This is a genomic window from Streptomyces sp. NPDC051636, from assembly GCF_044453765.1.
Taxonomy (GTDB): Bacteria; Actinomycetota; Actinomycetes; order Streptomycetales; family Streptomycetaceae; genus Streptomyces.
Genome location: NZ_JBITDA010000005.1, coordinates 1 through 14,912 on the forward strand (window position 1 = coordinate 1; position 14,912 = coordinate 14,912).

General features: G+C 74.3%; 15 protein-coding genes. 6 read left to right on the plus strand and 9 right to left on the minus strand.

Annotated elements, in window-relative coordinates:
* The 3 genes from ACIBBH_RS11550 to thrS all read right to left on the minus strand — a co-directional run.
* The coding region (locus ACIBBH_RS11550) for a leucine zipper domain-containing protein (RefSeq protein ID WP_399404044.1) at positions 1 to 317 on the minus strand (317 nt) is incomplete at its 3' end.
* A gap of 117 nt (positions 318 to 434) precedes the next feature.
* Positions 435 to 1,409, minus strand: a complete 975-nt coding sequence (locus ACIBBH_RS11555) for a nucleoside hydrolase (RefSeq protein WP_399404045.1) — start codon at positions 1,407 to 1,409, stop codon at positions 435 to 437.
* Positions 1,410 to 1,454: 45 nt separating this feature from the next.
* Complete coding sequence (gene thrS / locus ACIBBH_RS11560; protein ID WP_399404046.1) at positions 1,455 to 2,675, minus strand: threonine--tRNA ligase; 1,221 nt, start codon at positions 2,673 to 2,675, stop codon at positions 1,455 to 1,457.
* A 293-nt stretch (positions 2,676 to 2,968) separates the two neighbouring features.
* Here thrS and ACIBBH_RS11565 point away from each other — a divergent pair, with 293 nt between their 5' ends.
* Positions 2,969 to 3,757: a hypothetical protein gene (locus ACIBBH_RS11565; protein ID WP_399404047.1), complete on the plus strand. Its 789-nt coding sequence runs from the start codon at positions 2,969 to 2,971 to the stop codon at positions 3,755 to 3,757.
* 29 nt (positions 3,758 to 3,786) lie between these two features.
* Here ACIBBH_RS11565 and ACIBBH_RS11570 read toward each other — a convergent pair whose 3' ends face one another.
* From ACIBBH_RS11570 to ACIBBH_RS11580, 3 genes are all read right to left on the minus strand, one after another.
* Complete coding sequence (locus ACIBBH_RS11570; protein ID WP_399404048.1) at positions 3,787 to 4,614, minus strand: GAF and ANTAR domain-containing protein; 828 nt, start codon at positions 4,612 to 4,614, stop codon at positions 3,787 to 3,789.
* A 138-nt stretch (positions 4,615 to 4,752) separates the two neighbouring features.
* Positions 4,753 to 5,520 carry an ANTAR domain-containing protein gene (locus ACIBBH_RS11575; protein WP_399404049.1) on the minus strand — a complete coding sequence of 256 codons (768 nt, stop codon included), beginning with the start codon at positions 5,518 to 5,520 and terminating at the stop codon, positions 4,753 to 4,755.
* A gap of 116 nt (positions 5,521 to 5,636) precedes the next feature.
* Positions 5,637 to 6,980, minus strand: coding sequence for a tetratricopeptide repeat protein (locus ACIBBH_RS11580; protein WP_399404050.1), 1,344 nt, complete (start codon positions 6,978 to 6,980; stop codon positions 5,637 to 5,639).
* A 102-nt stretch (positions 6,981 to 7,082) separates the two neighbouring features.
* On the opposite strand from ACIBBH_RS11580, the gene ACIBBH_RS11585 reads away from it, so the two are divergent.
* Positions 7,083 to 7,244, plus strand: a complete 162-nt coding sequence (locus ACIBBH_RS11585; protein WP_399404051.1) for a hypothetical protein — start codon at positions 7,083 to 7,085, stop codon at positions 7,242 to 7,244.
* Positions 7,245 to 7,520: 276 nt separating this feature from the next.
* Here the strand turns inward: ACIBBH_RS11585 and ACIBBH_RS11590 are convergent, their stop codons facing one another.
* Both ACIBBH_RS11590 and ACIBBH_RS11595 read right to left on the minus strand, forming a co-directional pair.
* Complete coding sequence (locus tag ACIBBH_RS11590; protein WP_399404052.1) at positions 7,521 to 8,585, minus strand: hypothetical protein; 1,065 nt, start codon at positions 8,583 to 8,585, stop codon at positions 7,521 to 7,523.
* A 121-nt stretch (positions 8,586 to 8,706) separates the two neighbouring features.
* Positions 8,707 to 9,840: a PP2C family protein-serine/threonine phosphatase gene (locus tag ACIBBH_RS11595; RefSeq protein WP_399404053.1), complete on the minus strand. Its 1,134-nt coding sequence runs from the start codon at positions 9,838 to 9,840 to the stop codon at positions 8,707 to 8,709.
* A gap of 142 nt (positions 9,841 to 9,982) precedes the next feature.
* On the opposite strand from ACIBBH_RS11595, the gene ACIBBH_RS11600 reads away from it, so the two are divergent.
* Together ACIBBH_RS11600 and ACIBBH_RS11605 are read left to right on the plus strand one after the other, a co-directional pair.
* On the plus strand, positions 9,983 to 10,423 hold the full coding sequence (locus tag ACIBBH_RS11600; RefSeq protein ID WP_399404054.1) for a hypothetical protein: 441 nt from the start codon (positions 9,983 to 9,985) through the stop codon (positions 10,421 to 10,423).
* A gap of 282 nt (positions 10,424 to 10,705) precedes the next feature.
* Positions 10,706 to 11,638: a hypothetical protein gene (locus tag ACIBBH_RS11605; RefSeq protein WP_399404055.1), complete on the plus strand. Its 933-nt coding sequence runs from the start codon at positions 10,706 to 10,708 to the stop codon at positions 11,636 to 11,638.
* Here ACIBBH_RS11605 and ACIBBH_RS11610 read toward each other — a convergent pair.
* Complete coding sequence (locus ACIBBH_RS11610) at positions 11,529 to 12,890, minus strand: PLP-dependent aminotransferase family protein (protein ID WP_399404056.1); 1,362 nt, start codon at positions 12,888 to 12,890, stop codon at positions 11,529 to 11,531. The genes ACIBBH_RS11605 and ACIBBH_RS11610 overlap by 110 nt on opposite strands.
* Positions 12,891 to 12,978: 88 nt before the next feature.
* Here ACIBBH_RS11610 and ACIBBH_RS11615 point away from each other — a divergent pair, with 88 nt between their 5' ends.
* Together ACIBBH_RS11615 and ACIBBH_RS11620 are read left to right on the plus strand one after the other, a co-directional pair.
* Complete coding sequence (locus ACIBBH_RS11615) at positions 12,979 to 13,782, plus strand: alpha/beta fold hydrolase (protein ID WP_399404057.1); 804 nt, start codon at positions 12,979 to 12,981, stop codon at positions 13,780 to 13,782.
* A complete protein-coding gene (locus ACIBBH_RS11620) occupies positions 13,779 to 14,735 on the plus strand; it encodes an endonuclease/exonuclease/phosphatase family protein (protein ID WP_399404058.1) in 957 nt (318 codons plus the stop codon). Before ACIBBH_RS11615 ends, ACIBBH_RS11620 begins: the two co-directional genes overlap by 4 nt.
* Positions 14,736 to 14,912: the final 177 nt, after the last annotated feature.

A 14,912-nucleotide genomic window follows, 5' to 3' on the forward strand; every position in this document is an offset into this window, starting at 1 on the left:
ACCCGGTGCACGGTGGAGGGCACCAGATGCAGCAGGCCCGCGATCCGTGCCGGTCCCCAGCGGCGCAGCACGCGCACCTTGATGATCCGCCGCTCGGTACGCGTCGGCGTCCGCCGTGGGCTGGCATGCGGGCGGCTGGAGCGGTCGGCCATGCCCGCCTCGCCGTGCTGCCGGTAGCGGTCGGCCCACCGCTTGGCGGTGCTCACGGAGACCTGGAAGCGTTCCGCGGCCCGCCGCAGAGGCCAGTTGTCGTCCACGACGCAGCGGGCCAGGCGCAGGCGTCCGGTCTCGGTCAGGGGTGCATTACGGTGGGGCACGAGGGCCTTTCTGGTCGCCGGTGCAGATGTCGCAATCCACACCGAGCCAGAAGGCCCTCACCTATTTCAAGATCACACGTCAGTGATCGCTGTCACCAACCTCCGTGGACAGAACAACTAGGGCCGCTCGACCGTCTCCAGGTAGAGCTTCACGAACCGGTCGACGTCCACCTCCAACGCCACGTCCACCAAGGGCTGTTCGCGGGCGCCCTCGTGGATCTCGGACTCGCCGGGGCGGGGGCGGCGGTCGACGATCGTCTGTCCGCGGGCCGGGCCTGGGGCGAGGGAGACCTCGACGGGCAGCAGGCGGGTGGCGATGCCCGCCGGGTCGGCGACCGCGCAGACCGCACCCGCGTCACCCAGCCCGCCGGCCGCCTCGGCCTCGGTGGGGCCGCCCTGGGCGGTGGGCCGGTGGGCGAGCAGCTCGCCGGCCAGCCGGGTGCCGGGCTCGTCGCTCGCCCGCAGCCGCCGTACGTCGGTGCCGGGGACGACGACCTGCTGGAAGACGTCGAGCCCGTACATGGTGATCGGCACCCCGGCGGTGAGCAGGATCGCCGCCGCCTCCGGGTCGTGCCAGACGTTGAACTCCGCGACCGGCGTGGCGTTCCCGACGGCCACCGCGCCGCCCATGAACACGATCCGCTCGATGTTGCGGGTCACCTCCGGGTGGGTGCGCAGCAGCAGGGCGATGTTGGTGAGCGGGGCCGTCGGGATCAGGGTGACCGGGCGCCGGGCGGCGAGGATCTCGCGGCGCAGCAGCGTCACCGCGTCCACCTCGACGGGCATGCGGTCCGGGGCGGGCAGGCCGAGGTCGCCCATGCCGTCCCGGCCGTGTACGGCGGCCCGGCGGGTGTTCTCGATCAGCGGCCGCTCGGCGCCCCGGGCGACGGGCAGGTCCGGGGCGCCGGCCTGTTCCAGCACGGTCAGCGTGTTCCGTACCACCTGGTCCACGTCCGTGTTCCCGGCGACACAGGTGACGGCCCGCAGGTCCAGAGCCGGGTGCCGGACGGCGAACAACAGCGCCAGTGCGTCGTCGACGCCGGTGTCGCAGTCGATGATCACGGGGAGGGGGGTGGTGGGCTGGTCGGTCACGGCGGAGCTCCTTCCTGCGTCCCTCGTGCCGACCCTATGCGCCCCTCACTCCCACAGCGCGCCCCTGCGAGCAGCGGCCCGGGCCGCGATCCGGGCAAGGAGCTCACCGACGGGCACAGGCCCCGGGCGGCGCCCGTCCCGCAGGCGTACGGCCGCCAGGCCGTCGGTGGACTCCCGTTCGCCGATCACCGCCTGGTACGGCACGAGGCGCGCCGCGCGGATCCGGGCGGCGAGACTTCCGCGTTCCGGGCCGGCGAGTTCCGCCCGCAGGCCCTGGGCGAGGGCCTCCCGGACCACGGACTCCGCGGGGGCGTACTGGGCCTCGGCGACCGGCAGTACGACCAGTTGTACGGGCGCCAGCCAGGCGGGGAAGGCTCCGCCGTGCTCCTCGACGAGGTGGGCGACGGCGCGTTCCATGCTGCCGATGACGCTGCGGTGGACCATGACGGGACGGTGCCTGGCTCCGTCGGCGCCGATGTAGCGCAGGTCGAAGCGTTGGGGCTGGTGGAAGTCGATCTGGACGGTGGACAGGGTGGCCTCGCGGCCGGCGGGGTCGGTGATCTGCACGTCGATCTTCGGGCCGTAGAAGGCGGCCTCGCCCCGAGCCTCCTCGTAGTCCACGCCGGACTCGTCCAGGACCTCCCTCAGCAGGGCGGTCGCACGCTGCCACAGGGCCGGGTCGGCGACGTACTTGCCGCCCTCACCGGGGAGGGACAGGCGGTGGCGGGCCGCGCGGATGCCGAGGTCGGCGTAGGCGCGGGCGATCAGGTCCAGGGCCGCCCGCGCCTCGTCGACGGCCTGGTCCAGGGTGCAGAAGATGTGGGCGTCGTTGAGCTGGATGGACCGCACCCGGGTCAGCCCGCCGAGCACACCCGACGGCTCGGAGCGGTACATGGCACCCAACTCCGCGATCCGCAGGGGAAGTTCGCGGTAGCTGCGGGAGCGGGAGCGGGAGCGGTAGATGAGCGCGTGGTGGGGGCAGAGGCTGGGGCGCAGGACGACCTCTTCCGCGCCGAGGCGCATGGGCGGGAACATGTCGTCGCTGTAGTGGTCCCAGTGACCGGACAGTTCGTACAGCTCGCGTTTGCCGAGGACGGGCGAGTACACGTGGCGGTAGCCGGCGGCTCGCTCGGCTTCCCGTACGTACTCCTCCAGGGTGTGCCGTACGACGGCCCCGTCCGGGAGCCAGTACGGCAGCCCCGCGCCCATCAGCGGGTCGGTGTCGAACAGGCCCAGCTCACGGCCGAGCCGACGGTGGTCGTGCATGGGGTCTCCTCGCGGTGGTGCGGCGGTGGGGGGCGAGGCACCGGGACGCGCACACACCGAAGCCCCGGGGCACTCGCCCCGGGGCTTCGGACTTGAGGTCACATGTCAGCGCGCCGGGACGTTCTCCGGCGTCGTCGTGCGGGAGGAAGAGGACTGGGCGCGCTGCATGGGGGGACGGTAGCAGTGGGGCGGAGGCGGGGCGACGCGTTTTCCGGTGGCGGTGGGGCCGGTCCTGATCACCCGGACGGCCCGGACAGCTGGTGAGCCGCCTGAGGCAGTGATGCCGTGAGTACATGTCCCACCCCCCGGCCGCCCGCCTCCCCGCCGCCGCCGTCCTCACCGCGGCCACGCTGCTCACCGCCACCGCCTGCCTCGCCGTCACACCGGAGCAGGCCCAGGACCCGCTGACCGTCACCTCCCCCGGGACCGAGCGGGACGGACAGGCCAGCCCCACCCCCGGCCTCACCGACGCCCAGGTCCGGGCCGCCCTGATCAACGAGGCCGATCTCGGCGCCCCCTGGATGCCCTCCGAGGGCGCGGCGACCTGGCGGGACGGGCTGCTGAAGGGGACGGCGAACGCCGCGCCCGACTGCCAGCGGCTGCTCGAGGGGCTGTACACCGAGGAACTGCTCGGCCCGCCCTCGGGCGGCCAGGCCGTGACCGCCCTGGACGACGGCGACGACCAGGCCCAGCTGCGCTACCAGGTCGCCGTCCACCGCCCCGCGGACGTGGACCGCACGCTGGCCTGGCTGAAGACGCTGCCGGGCACCTGCGGACAGTTCATGGCGACGACCACCCGCGCCGGCGTCGAGGCAGTCCAGGTCGAGGAGCTGCCGCTGCCGGCCCTCGGAGACGCCCGCCAGGGCCTGCGGGTCACGCTGACCGGCGAGGGCGGGACGGACGGCGAGGCGGCCCCCGTGCTCACCCTGGACGTCGCCGCCGTACGCGCCGGAGACAACGCGATCCTCCTGACCATCGGCGCCCTCGACACCGTGCCGCCGGACGACCTCGCCCCCCGGACCCTCGCACTCGGCACCGGACGCCTGATCCAGATCCGCGAACAGAGCCACACGCAGGCCTGACGCCCCTGGAGAGCGCCCCTGGGACCGCCCTAGAGGCTGTCGTCGTCGAATCGCCTGCGGTGCCCGACCACGTCGTGGGCCGCCTCCAGGGCCGTCCGCCCGCACGCGAACGCGTGCCCGCGCAGCCGGGCCAGCGCCTCGTCCGCGCCGACCCCCAGCTGGGCCATGATCATGCCGATGGCCTGGTGGATCTCGTCGTGCTCGGCGGTCAGTCCGCCCAGCCAGAAGCCGCCCGAGCGGCCGACCTCCTCCTCACCCCGGGGCAGCGACATCAGCGCCACGGTCAGCGCGCTCGCCAGCAGGCGGGCGGTGTGCAGGTCGGGGCCGGCCAGCTCGCCGGGCCCGGTGCCGTACAGGTCGAGCGTGCCCACGCACACCACGGCGTCGCCGAGCGGCAGCGAGTACGCCGCCCGGACCCCGGCGGCCGTCGCCTCGTGCGCGTACACCGGCCAGCGCGCCACGTCCGGCCCGGCCGTGAGGTCGCCGGCCAGCACCGGCTCGGTGGTCTCGGCGGCACACGCGCACGGCCCCTCACCCAGCGTGGCCTGCATCTCCGCCATGCCGGCCGCCGTCTCGTCGCTGGCCCCGACCAGCACGGGCAGCCCCTCGCTGCGCAATGACACGCTCGCGCCGGCGACCGGCAGCAGCTCGACCGCGACCGAGCACAGACGTCCGGGCACCTCTTCGGGCGCCGCGCCCCGCAGCGCCGCGGCGAGGGTTTCCGCCGTGTCCGCCCGGTGCGGTGCCGCACTTCCCGGAGCACCCGCGTGCCGCCGCCGCTCCTGGGGACCTCCGCAGCCGCCCACAGGAGCGCCGTCGTCGTCCCTGGGCCGCACCTGCACCGCCTCCTTCAGCATCGGCCCAGCCGTCGTCGAAGGCTCCCCGGGGCAGTTGTCCCTACCCCCGGGAGGACTCCCGACTACCCCTGGCGAGGGGGGCGAAACGGCGGGGGTACGGGACACCGCCAGGTGGCCTCCGACATCGTCCGGGGCCTCTTACAGTGCCGAGCCGCGCGGGCGCAGCGGGCGGCCGGCCGGAGGGCTGCCGCCGACCTGGGTGACGATGTCGGAGGCCACCTCGCGAAGCTTGGTGTTGCGCTGCTGCGACAGGCGCGTGAGCACGTCGAAGGCCTGCTCGGCGCCGCAGCGCCGCTGGGACATGATGATGCCGAGGGCCTGGTCGATGACCGTGCGCGAGGCCATCGCCCGCTGCAGGTCCAAGCTGAACTGCATCTGCCCGGCGATCTTCAGCGCGACGCCCAGCGCCCCGGAGGCGTGCCCGGCGAACAGGGCGGCCTGCTCCCGCACCGGCTCGGTGAAGGCGTTGGGCTCGCTGGAGTAGAGGTTCATGACCCCGCAGACCTGCTGCCGCGGCGGCGTCAGGGGCAGCGAGAGCATGCTGCACATGCCGTACTCGCTGCAGAGGTCGGGGAAGGGGCCGAAGCGGTCCTCCGCCTCCAGGTCCGGGATGTCGTGCGGCGTCCCGGTGCGCAGGGTCGACAGGCAGGGTCCGTCGTCGATCTCGTACTGCCGCTGGTCGAACAGCTCGACCTCGGGGTCGCTGGCCGCCGCGGTCGTGGGATGGTCGCCGCCCTGCGGACTGAGGGTGACCGAGCAGTGGGCGGGAACCGGCAGTGCCTGCGCGGTGAGAGTGACGAGTTCCTCCAGGAAGTCCTCCAACCGGTCCGACTCCACCAGCAGCGCCTGCAGCCGGGCCAGCACCCGCTCGCCGCGCCCGCCTCCGTCTACGTGTGCGTTCGTCACGACGAGCCTCCTGGGGATCCGAACGATCGTGCGAACTCCGAGTACCCCGCCAGGAGCGGCTGAGGCAGCCGGTACGGGCCGGACCGCTCTCCCGGCTTCCCGTACGGCACCGTGGCTCAGAGAGGGGGCTGCGCGGGCGCGGGACCGAGGGTGGTGGTACCGGGGGCCGTACGGTGGCCCAGTCCCGTCCGGTACGCGTCCAGTGCGGCCTCCACCCGCCCGGTCCGGCGCAGCAGGTCGCCGAGCATCCGGCACAGGTCGGCGAGATCACCGGCGGCGCCCACGCGCTCCAGCAGGCTCAGGGCGCGTACGTAGTGCTCCTCGGCCGCCTCCGTGTCCCGGGCGTCCTCGGCGATGATGCCGAGCAGGCGGTGCGCGGCCGCGGAGTGCACGGCGCCGCGCTCCGAGGACAGGTCGCCGAGCACCCCGTGCAGCAGCTCGGCGGCCTCCTGCGACCTGCCGCGCCGGTGCAGGACGTCGGCGAGCTCGACGGCGACCTGGCTGCTGTAGAGGGTGGCGCGGGTGGCGGAGAGCATGGCGAGCGCCTCGCGCAACTCGCCTTCGGCACAGTCCAGTTCACCGTCCTGGGCGTACACGTACCCGCGCATCCAGTGGCAGTTGGCGAGTTCGGTACGGATCTGCAGCTGGCGGTAGAGTTCGGCCGCCTTGACCAGTGAGGCGTCGGCCTCGGCGACCCGGCCCTCGGCGAGCAGGGTACGGGCGACGGAGCGGTGCATACGGGCGAGCAGCGCCGGGTCCTCGACCTGCGGGGCGAGGGCGAGGGCGAACTCGGCGGCCTGGGCGGCGCGGGCATGGGCGCCCATGTCCATGTACGGCCCGATGACGCTGGCGTAGAGCAGCAGGAGGGCGTCCGGATCGTGCAGGCCACCGCGATTGAGCTCGTCGAGCGCGGACTCCAGCAGATAGACGGCGTACCGGAGTTCACCGGCCAGGTAGTGAGCGACGGCCCGCCCGCGCAGCGCGGGCACCCGTACCGGCAACGGCTCCCCGGCCACGGCTGACTCGGCCCGCTCGAAGTACTGCCGGGCCTCCACCAGGTCACCGGTCTCCAGGGCGCACTCCCCGAGCCCCAGCAACGCGGTGGCCTGCTCACAGGCGAGCCCGTGCGCCTCCGCCTCCGCGAACAGGGCGGCGTACTGCGCGGCGGCCTCCTTCGCCTCCCCGGTGGCCAGGGTGCGCTGCGCCTCGGTGAGCCGCAGCCGCAGACCGGTGGCGAGGTGGGCGGGCCGTCCGGTGACCAGCTCCTCGAAGGCGACGCCGAGTCGCCCCGCGATGTGCCGCAACGCCTCGTCGGAGGCCCGCACGCGCCCCGCCTCCAGCGTCGAGATGTAGGCGGGCGTGTAGGCAGGCTCGGCCAACTGCCGCTGGGTCAGCCCGCGCTGAGCCCTCAGTCGCTGCACCCGCCGCCCGACGGTCTCCGGATCATCACGCTGCTGCATCCCCCGACTCCCCCTCCACCCCTTGCCGTTCGGCCGGGCCGACCCCTAGGTTAAGCGTCGCATTAAACATGCTTAACACGCCGCTGTTGTTGCGAGGTTGCCGTGCTCGGACGCTCATCCGCACGCTACGGACGCCCCACCGCACGGTACGCCAGGAGCCTGGCCGCCGCCGTGCTGGCCGTCGCCGCCCTGATCACCGCGGCGAACGCGGGCCCGGCACGAGCGACGCCCGCCCCGCCGGCCGCGCATGGGTCCGAGCGCTGAAGAGGCCGTCTCCCACGACGCCGGGAACGTCGCGCAGGGTTCGTGAGGGCGCGGACATCCCGCAGAGGTGACATGGGCGGCCGGACCCTCTCCCGGTGTACTTCCCGCTGGGCTCCGACGGCGTCTCCGAGGTGCACTGACCGGCAGCCACGGCGAGGACGTGGGCCGGCGTCTGCGGGTCCGCTCGTCGTACGTCAACGGCACCTCCGGTCGCACCGTGAACTCCACGACGCACGGCTCCCGGTAGGAAGTACTTCACGTTCACCAGCTGAGCCGTCACTGGGTCTGGAGCTGGCGCAGCTGCTGCTGGACGTGGTCCAGCGCACCCTGCCGCCGGCCCGGCACCCTCAGCCGCAACTCCGCGAGCGCGGGGCCGAGTTCCCGGGCCCGCGCCGTGTCGCCGATGCGCCCCCACTGGTGGTGGGCGCGGTCCACGGCCGCCTCCACGGCGGGCGCGTCCGCCGCCTGCCCGGCGGCCAGCCGGGCCGAGGCGACCGTCAGCCAGGTACGGCAGCTGCGCACCGGGTCGCCCGCGAACATCGCGAGGTCGGCGCGGACCTCCGCCCAGTGCAGGGCGTCCTCCGATGCGGGCCCGAGCGCGCGTACGGCCGCCTGTTCGTAGCGGGCGGCGAGGGCGTCGGCGTCGGCGTGCCGCCCGGCCTGGACGGCGGCGCTGATGGCCGCGTGCGGGTCCGCGCCGGGAGCGGAGCCCCCGGGGACGGCCAGCGCCAGATCACGGCCCGCGCTCGACTCGGCGATCCGGGCCCACGCCTGCTCGTGCAACTGCGCGAGCGGCGGCCGGTGTCCGCTGCGCAGCAACGTCGCCACCGCCTTCATGTACGACGGCTCGGCCGAGTCCCGCCGGCCGGGCGGTGGCGCGATGCGGCCGTACACCGCGCTGGTGCGGCCCGAGTCGAGCGGATGCGCGGCGAGGTACTGCCAGGTCTCGGCGTCCGCGTGCAGGTCGACGACCAGCGTGGTGTCCCCGGCGGAGCGCAGCCGCAGCTCCTCGCGGATCCAGTGCCAGGGCAGGGCCGTGTAGCGGACGGTGGCCGGGGTGGTGCGGGCCAGCGCCAGGTGGGGCAGGCGCTGGCGGCGGTCGAGCTGGAGCTGGCCGGTGACGAACACGGTCAGCGGACCGGGGGCGGCCGCGGCGGCGCGCAGCCGGGTGAGGACGGCCTGCGGGTCGAGCGGGTCGGCGAGTTCGATCACGTTGGCGGTGTCGGTACCGGAGAGCACGGCGGGGGAGACGGCCGCCAGCACGGGGAGCACGGAGGCCGCGTCCACCAGACGCCCCTTGCCCATCGGCGAGGCCGCGAGCAGCAGCACGGTTCCGGGCATCGTCCCCCCTTGTCGTCCTGTCGTCGTGTTCGTCGCGCCGGCGTTCCCGGTGATCGGTCAGAGCAGCACCGTAACCGCTGCGGCTGCGAAGGTGGGTGTCAGGACCGGAAAGCGCCTCCCGTCACACCCCTTCGAGCCTGCTGACCGCGAAGATCGTGGTGTCGTCCTGCAGGTGGCCGCCGGTGTGCCGCAGCACGCCGTCGCGGACCAGGCGCACCAGACGGCGCGGCAGGGCGGCGCGCGGGTCGGCGGCGACGGCGCGGGCCACCTCGTCGGCGAGGCCGTAGAAGACGCCGCGGCCGTCCCGGGCCTCGGTCACGCCGTCCGTGGTGAGCAGCAGGGTCTCACCGGGAGCGAGGGACACCCGGGTGGGGCGCGGAGGGTCGCCGGCGGGGACCAGTTCGCCGAGACCGAGGGGGAGGCGGTCGCCGGGCGGCAGGGACCGTACGCCCTCGGGGCCGGCCGCGAGCGGGGGTTCGTGGCCGAAGTTGACGACCTCGACGGTGCCGTCGTCCACCACGGGGAAGCCCAGCAGGACGGCGGTGGCGAAGCGGTCGCCGTCGTCGCGGCCCAGGGCGGTGCTGTGGTGGCGGTGGCGGCCCATGCGTATCTCCAGGCGGGCGGCGACGGTCGCCAGGTCCGGCTCGTGGTAGCCGGCCTCCCGGAAGGTGCCGAGCAGCGCTGCCGCCGCCTCGACCGCGCCCAGGCCCTTGCCCTGCACGTCGCCGAGGAGGACGCGGGTGCCGTGCGGGCCGGGCTGGATGTCGTAGAAGTCGCCGCCGACGCGGGCTTCGGTGTCGGCGGCCAGGTAGGCGGCGGCGTGCTCCAGGCCGGCCCAGCCGGGCGGCAGGGGGCGCAGCACGGTACGGCGGGTGGTCTCGGCGATGTCCCGCATGTGCAGCATGCGTTTCTCGCCGCGCAGCCGGATCGCGCAGGCCAGCGTGGCCAGGGCCCCGCCGAGGGCGACCAGGACGAAGTCGGACCAGCCCACCTGGTACTGGTTGAACCAGATGCTGTCGACGAGCACGTAGGTGACGACCGAGAGCACGGCGAAGGCGGCGGTGGTCCACAGCCCGCACAGGGCGGCGGCGATCCCGGGCACCAGGACGATCCAGGAGATGATCCGGAACCTCTCGGTGGTGTTGACGTCGACCACCGAGATCCCGAGGAGCAGCAGCAGCGGGACCACCCATGCGACGCTCCGGCCACGGATCCGCAGCAGCTGCCGCCGCCGCAGGGCCTCCTCGTCGGTCACGGCGAGCAGCCCTTCATGCCTCCAGCGAACCACGGGGCCGCCCGGCCCGCATCCGGGCACCCGGGTCCGGCAGGCCGACTTGCCAGGCCGCCCCTCCCAGGTGTGACCTGGAAGGCAGGGGCGAGGAGTAAGGAGTGCTCTCATGGCTCAAGCCGCACCCACGTCCGGTGAGGTGTCCCGGACCCGGCGTTCGCCCGACCTGTTCGACGAGCGGACCCACGCGGTCGCCAGGATCGCCGTGCCGGTCACGCTCGGGCTGCTGTACGGCTACTGGGCCGCGGCCAACCGCCGCGCCGGCGGTCCCATCACCGGCTGGAACCTCCTGTTCGGGTTCGTGACCGCGATCGTGTTCGCCGTGGTCTACCTGGGTGTGCAGGCCCTGGCCCCCCGGATGAGGCGCGAGCAGCACGCCCTGCTGTGGACCGCCTTCGCGGGCTGCGCCTTCGGCTTCCTGTACAACCAGACCGGCGCCACCGTCCTGCGGTCCGCCGGCATGGCGCTGGCCGTCGCGGCGGTCGCCTTCGTCGTGCTGTTCTACCGCTACTACACGCACGAGGACTCCGCCGGACGCCGGGTCACCTGACCCACCGCCGGCCGCGCGTGGACCCCGGCCCGGCGGCCGGGGTCCACGCGCTCCCCTGTGTCCCCCTCACCTGCCGCCGAGCCGGCTCCACACGGCCGGCGGCGTCAAACATGTCGGTGTCCTTTCACCAGGAAACACCCGTTCGGGTGAACTCTCCACCGGAGAGCGGAATCCCCAGTTCCACCAGGGTGTCGGCGAAGTGACACCCGTTCGGCTCGGCACATCCACCCGAACGCAGTCACACCGCTCGCGCGTCCCGGCCCCGGGCCGTGTCCTGAAAGCGTGGCCCCACATCCAAGGAGCGGCCTGTCGGCCGTGCTGATCGCCCTGTCCTGCCTTCTCGTGCCGTTCGGCGCGCCGACGGCCTGGGCGTCGTACGGGCTCGCCGACACGGGCCGGTACGTCACCGCCATGGCGCCCCTCGCCACCGACCCGGACGTGCGCGACGCCGTCGCGGACACCCTCGGTGACGGCATCATGCGCGAAGCCGGCCTGGGACACCCCATGCGCCGTACCGTCCGGCCCTTCGTGCACGACGCGGTGCGCTCCTTCACCCAGACCCGCGCCTTCCGCCTGGCCTGGGATGCCGGCAACCGGGCCACCCACGACGCCGTGCTCCGGGCGCTGCGCGACGAACGCGGGGCGGACGACCAGCCGGTCACCGTCGACCTCGCCCCCGTCACCGCCCTGGTCAAACGCCAACTCACCCACGACCACGTGCCGCTGGCCGCCCGCATCCCGGTCGCGCACACCACGGTCGCCGTGCTCCCGGCCAGGGAACTGGCCCGGCTCCGGAAGGGGTTCCCCGTGCTCGAAGTCGCCGGCTTCTGGCTCCCGGTCGCGGCCGTCGTCTTCGCCGCCACCGGGATCGCCCTCGCCGTCCACCGCCGCCGCGCGGTCGCCGCCACCGCCCTCGGCACGGCCCTGGGCGGCGCCCTGCTCGCCCTCGCCCTCGCCGTCGGCCGCCGCCTCACCCTCGCCGGCCTGCCCGCCGACGTCCCCCGCCCGGCCGCCGGTGCCGTCTACGACGCCCTCACCGACACCCTGCGCACCGTCTCCTGGCTGCTCCTCGCGTGCGGCCTGGCGGTGGCACTGGCCGCCTGGCTCACCCGGTACGTCCGCTTCTCGCGGGGCCCCCGCCTCGTGCGACGCCGGCGAGCGTCCGCAGCGCCCGTGCCAGCTCCGGCTCCGGCACGGACGCGAGCCCGAGCCTGACGGCGTCCGGGGTGCGACTGGCGTCCACACAGAAGGCCGTACCCGGCGTGACGGCGATCCCGTGCGCCGCGGCGGCGGCCGTGAAGGTGTCCGCCCGCCACCGCGCGGGCAGCTCCCACCAGGCGAAGTAGGCCTGTGGGTCGGACCGTACGGCGAATCCGGCGAGTTCCTCGGCGAGCAGCCGCTGCCGCCGCGCCACATCGGCCCGCTTGGCCGCCACCAGCCGGGCCACGGTCCCGTCCCCGATCCACCGCACCGCCGCCTCCAGCGCGAACGCGCTCGCGCTCCAGCCCCCGGACCGGATCGCCGCGGCGACCGCCTCGACCCGGTCCGGCGGTACGACGACGAAGCCGACGGTCAGGCCCGGGGCGACGCGCTTGGAGAGGCTGTCGACGAGGTGGGTGAGGGCGGGCGCGAGGGTGATGAGCGCGGGCTCGGTACCCCGGTCGTCCTCACGGAGGAAGGACCAGATGCGGTCCTCGACGACCGGGATCCCCAACTCCTGGACTGCCTCCGCCAGTTGTGCGCGCCGCTCGGCGCTCATCGTCACCGACGTCGGATTGTGCAGGGTCGGCTGGACGTAGAGGGCGGACAGGGGAGCGGTCCGGTGGGCGGCAGCCACCGCCTCCGGACGCAGGCCCCCGTCGTCCGCCGCGACCGGGACCAGCGTGATGCCCAGCCGGGCCGCGATCTCCTTGACCAGCGGATACGTCAGCGGCTCGACACCGACGCGACCGCCCGGCCGGACCAGCGAGGCGAGGGTCGCGGCGATGGCCTGGCGGGCGTTGCCGGTGAAGAGGATCCCGGCGGGGTCCGGGCGCCGGCCGCCCGTGGCCAGCAGCTCGGCGGCGGCCGCCCGGGCGGCGGCGGTTCCGGTGGCCGCCGCCGGACGCAGGGCCTGCGTCAGCGCGTCGGGGCTCAGAAGGACAGCGAGGGACGGGGCGAGCAGCTCCGGCTGGCCGGGCGCGGAAGGATAGCTGAGCTCCAGGTTCACGGGCGCGGTGGTGGCCGGCTCGATCAGCGCGTGCCCCGGCTGGACCGGCGCGGTGGCCCGCACGAACGTACCGCGCCCGACTTCGCCCACGACCAGCCCGCGACGCACCAGTTCGGCGTACACGCGCCCCGCCGTGGAGGCCGCGATCCCGCGCCGCCGGGCGAACGTCCGCTGGGGCAGCAGCCGTTGTCCCGGCCGGAGCCGCCCGGCGGCGATCTCACCGGCGATCCGGTCGGCGAGGTGCCGGAAGTCGTCCACAAGTCCCCTTGGTCCGCAGGTCGGTTGGATTGCACCGAGGGCAATGATCCTATTGCACCGAGTAATTGATCACCCTAGGGTCACCTGTATGGCCCCCTACCTCGCATACGCAGACAAAGGCCCCGAAGTACCGCACGGGGTCCCCCTCGTCCTCGTCCACGGCCACCCCTTCGACCACACGATGTGGACCCCCCAGCTCGAGGCCCTCTGCGCCACCCGCCGGGTGATCGCCCCCGACCTGCGCGGCTACGGCGCGTCCCCCGTCGTCCCCGGCATCACCCCGCTCCCCCGGTTCGCGCGGGACATCGCCGAGCTGCTGGACGAGCTGAAGGTGGAGTCCTTCGTGCTCGCCGGGCTGTCCATGGGCGGGCAGATCGTCATGGACTGCTACCGGCAGTTCCCCGGCCGCGTACGGGGCCTGGTCCTCGCCGACACCTTCCCGGCGGCGGAGACACCCGAGGGGAAGCGGGCCCGGGCCGCCATGGCCGACCGGCTGCTGCGGGAGGGCATGTCCGGGTACGCCGACGAGGTCCTGGAGCAGATGGTCGCCCCGTACGCCGCGCCCGAGGTCAAGTCCCACGTCCACCGCATGATGACGGACACCCCGCCCGAAGGCGCCGCCGCCGCCCTGCGCGGCCGGGCCGAACGCCCCGACTACCGCGACCTGCTGACCCGGGTCGCCGTGCCCGCGCTCGTGGTCGTCGGCGCCGACGACACCTTCACCCCGGTCTCCGACGCCGAGGCGATGCACGCCGCCCTCCCCGACTCCACCCTGCGCGTGATCGAGAAGGCGGCGCACATGCCCAACCTGGAACGGCCGGAGGAGTTCAACAGGGTGCTGGTGGAGTTCCTGGCGCGGGTGGACGGCGGACTCGTACCCTCGGGCAGGTGACGAACCAGCGCGGACGCGGACCCGGCGCCTGGTGTGCCGGACTGCTGTGCGCGGCGGTGAGCGTGGTCGTCGGCTGCCGGGTCGCCGACACCGACGGCATCACGCCGGTGACCCAGCTGCTCGCCTTCCTGCCGTGGCTGCTGCTCCCCACGGGCGCGGCCCTGCTCTGCTCGCTCCTCGCCCGGTGGTGGCCCGGCCTGGTGTGGGGCGTCGCCCTCCTCGGGCTGCTGGCCTGGTTCATCGAGCCGTACGGCAAGGCCGGCGAACCCGACGGGCGACCACTGGCCTCCTTCCGGGTGCTGACCTCGAACGTCGAGTTCGGGCGCGGAACCGGCTCCCTCGTCCCCGCCATCCGCCGCTTCGATCCCGCCGTGGTGTTCGTGGAGGAGTGCGACTACACCTGCCAGGCCACGCTCAGGCAGAAGTTCGGTGACGCCTACCCTTACCGCCGGGCGGTCGTCGCGGGCGGCTCCGAGGGCTCCCTCATCCTCAGCCGCTACCCGCTCCGCGCCACCGACGGCGTCACCGGCACCATGGGCATGCCCGGCGCCGTCGCCGACGTACGCGGCCACCCCGTACGGCTCCAGCTCGCCCACCCCATGCCGCCGCTCCCCGGTCAGCTGGGCCCGTGGCGCCGCGAGCTTGGCCGGCTGCGCGCCTTCGCCGCCGCCGACCGGCACACCCCCACCGTCCTGGCCGGCGACTTCAACGCCTCCCAGGACCACGCCGCCTTCCGCCACCTCCTCGACACCGGCCTGCGCGACGCGGCCCGCCTCGCCGGACACGACCGCACACCCAGCTGGCCCGCCCGTACCGCCCGGATCCTCGGCGCCCAGATCGACCACGTGCTGCTCTCCCCCGACTTCTCCGCGAACAGCGCCCGCTTCCTGCGGCTCACCGGCACCGACCACCGGGCGCTCCTCACCGACCTCACTCTCCACCAGCGGGAATGACCCCTGGCGGGCCGTGCGGCCCCGGCGTAGTGGGCGACACTGGCTGGTGCGGAACCTCCGGGCCCAGCAGGCCCCCGCCAACCGTCCCGCCGTGGCCCGCGCCGCGTCGCGAGGGCGGCACCCTGGCCGTCGGACTCGCCACCGGACGCACCGCCTACGGCGCGCCCGCCTCCGTGG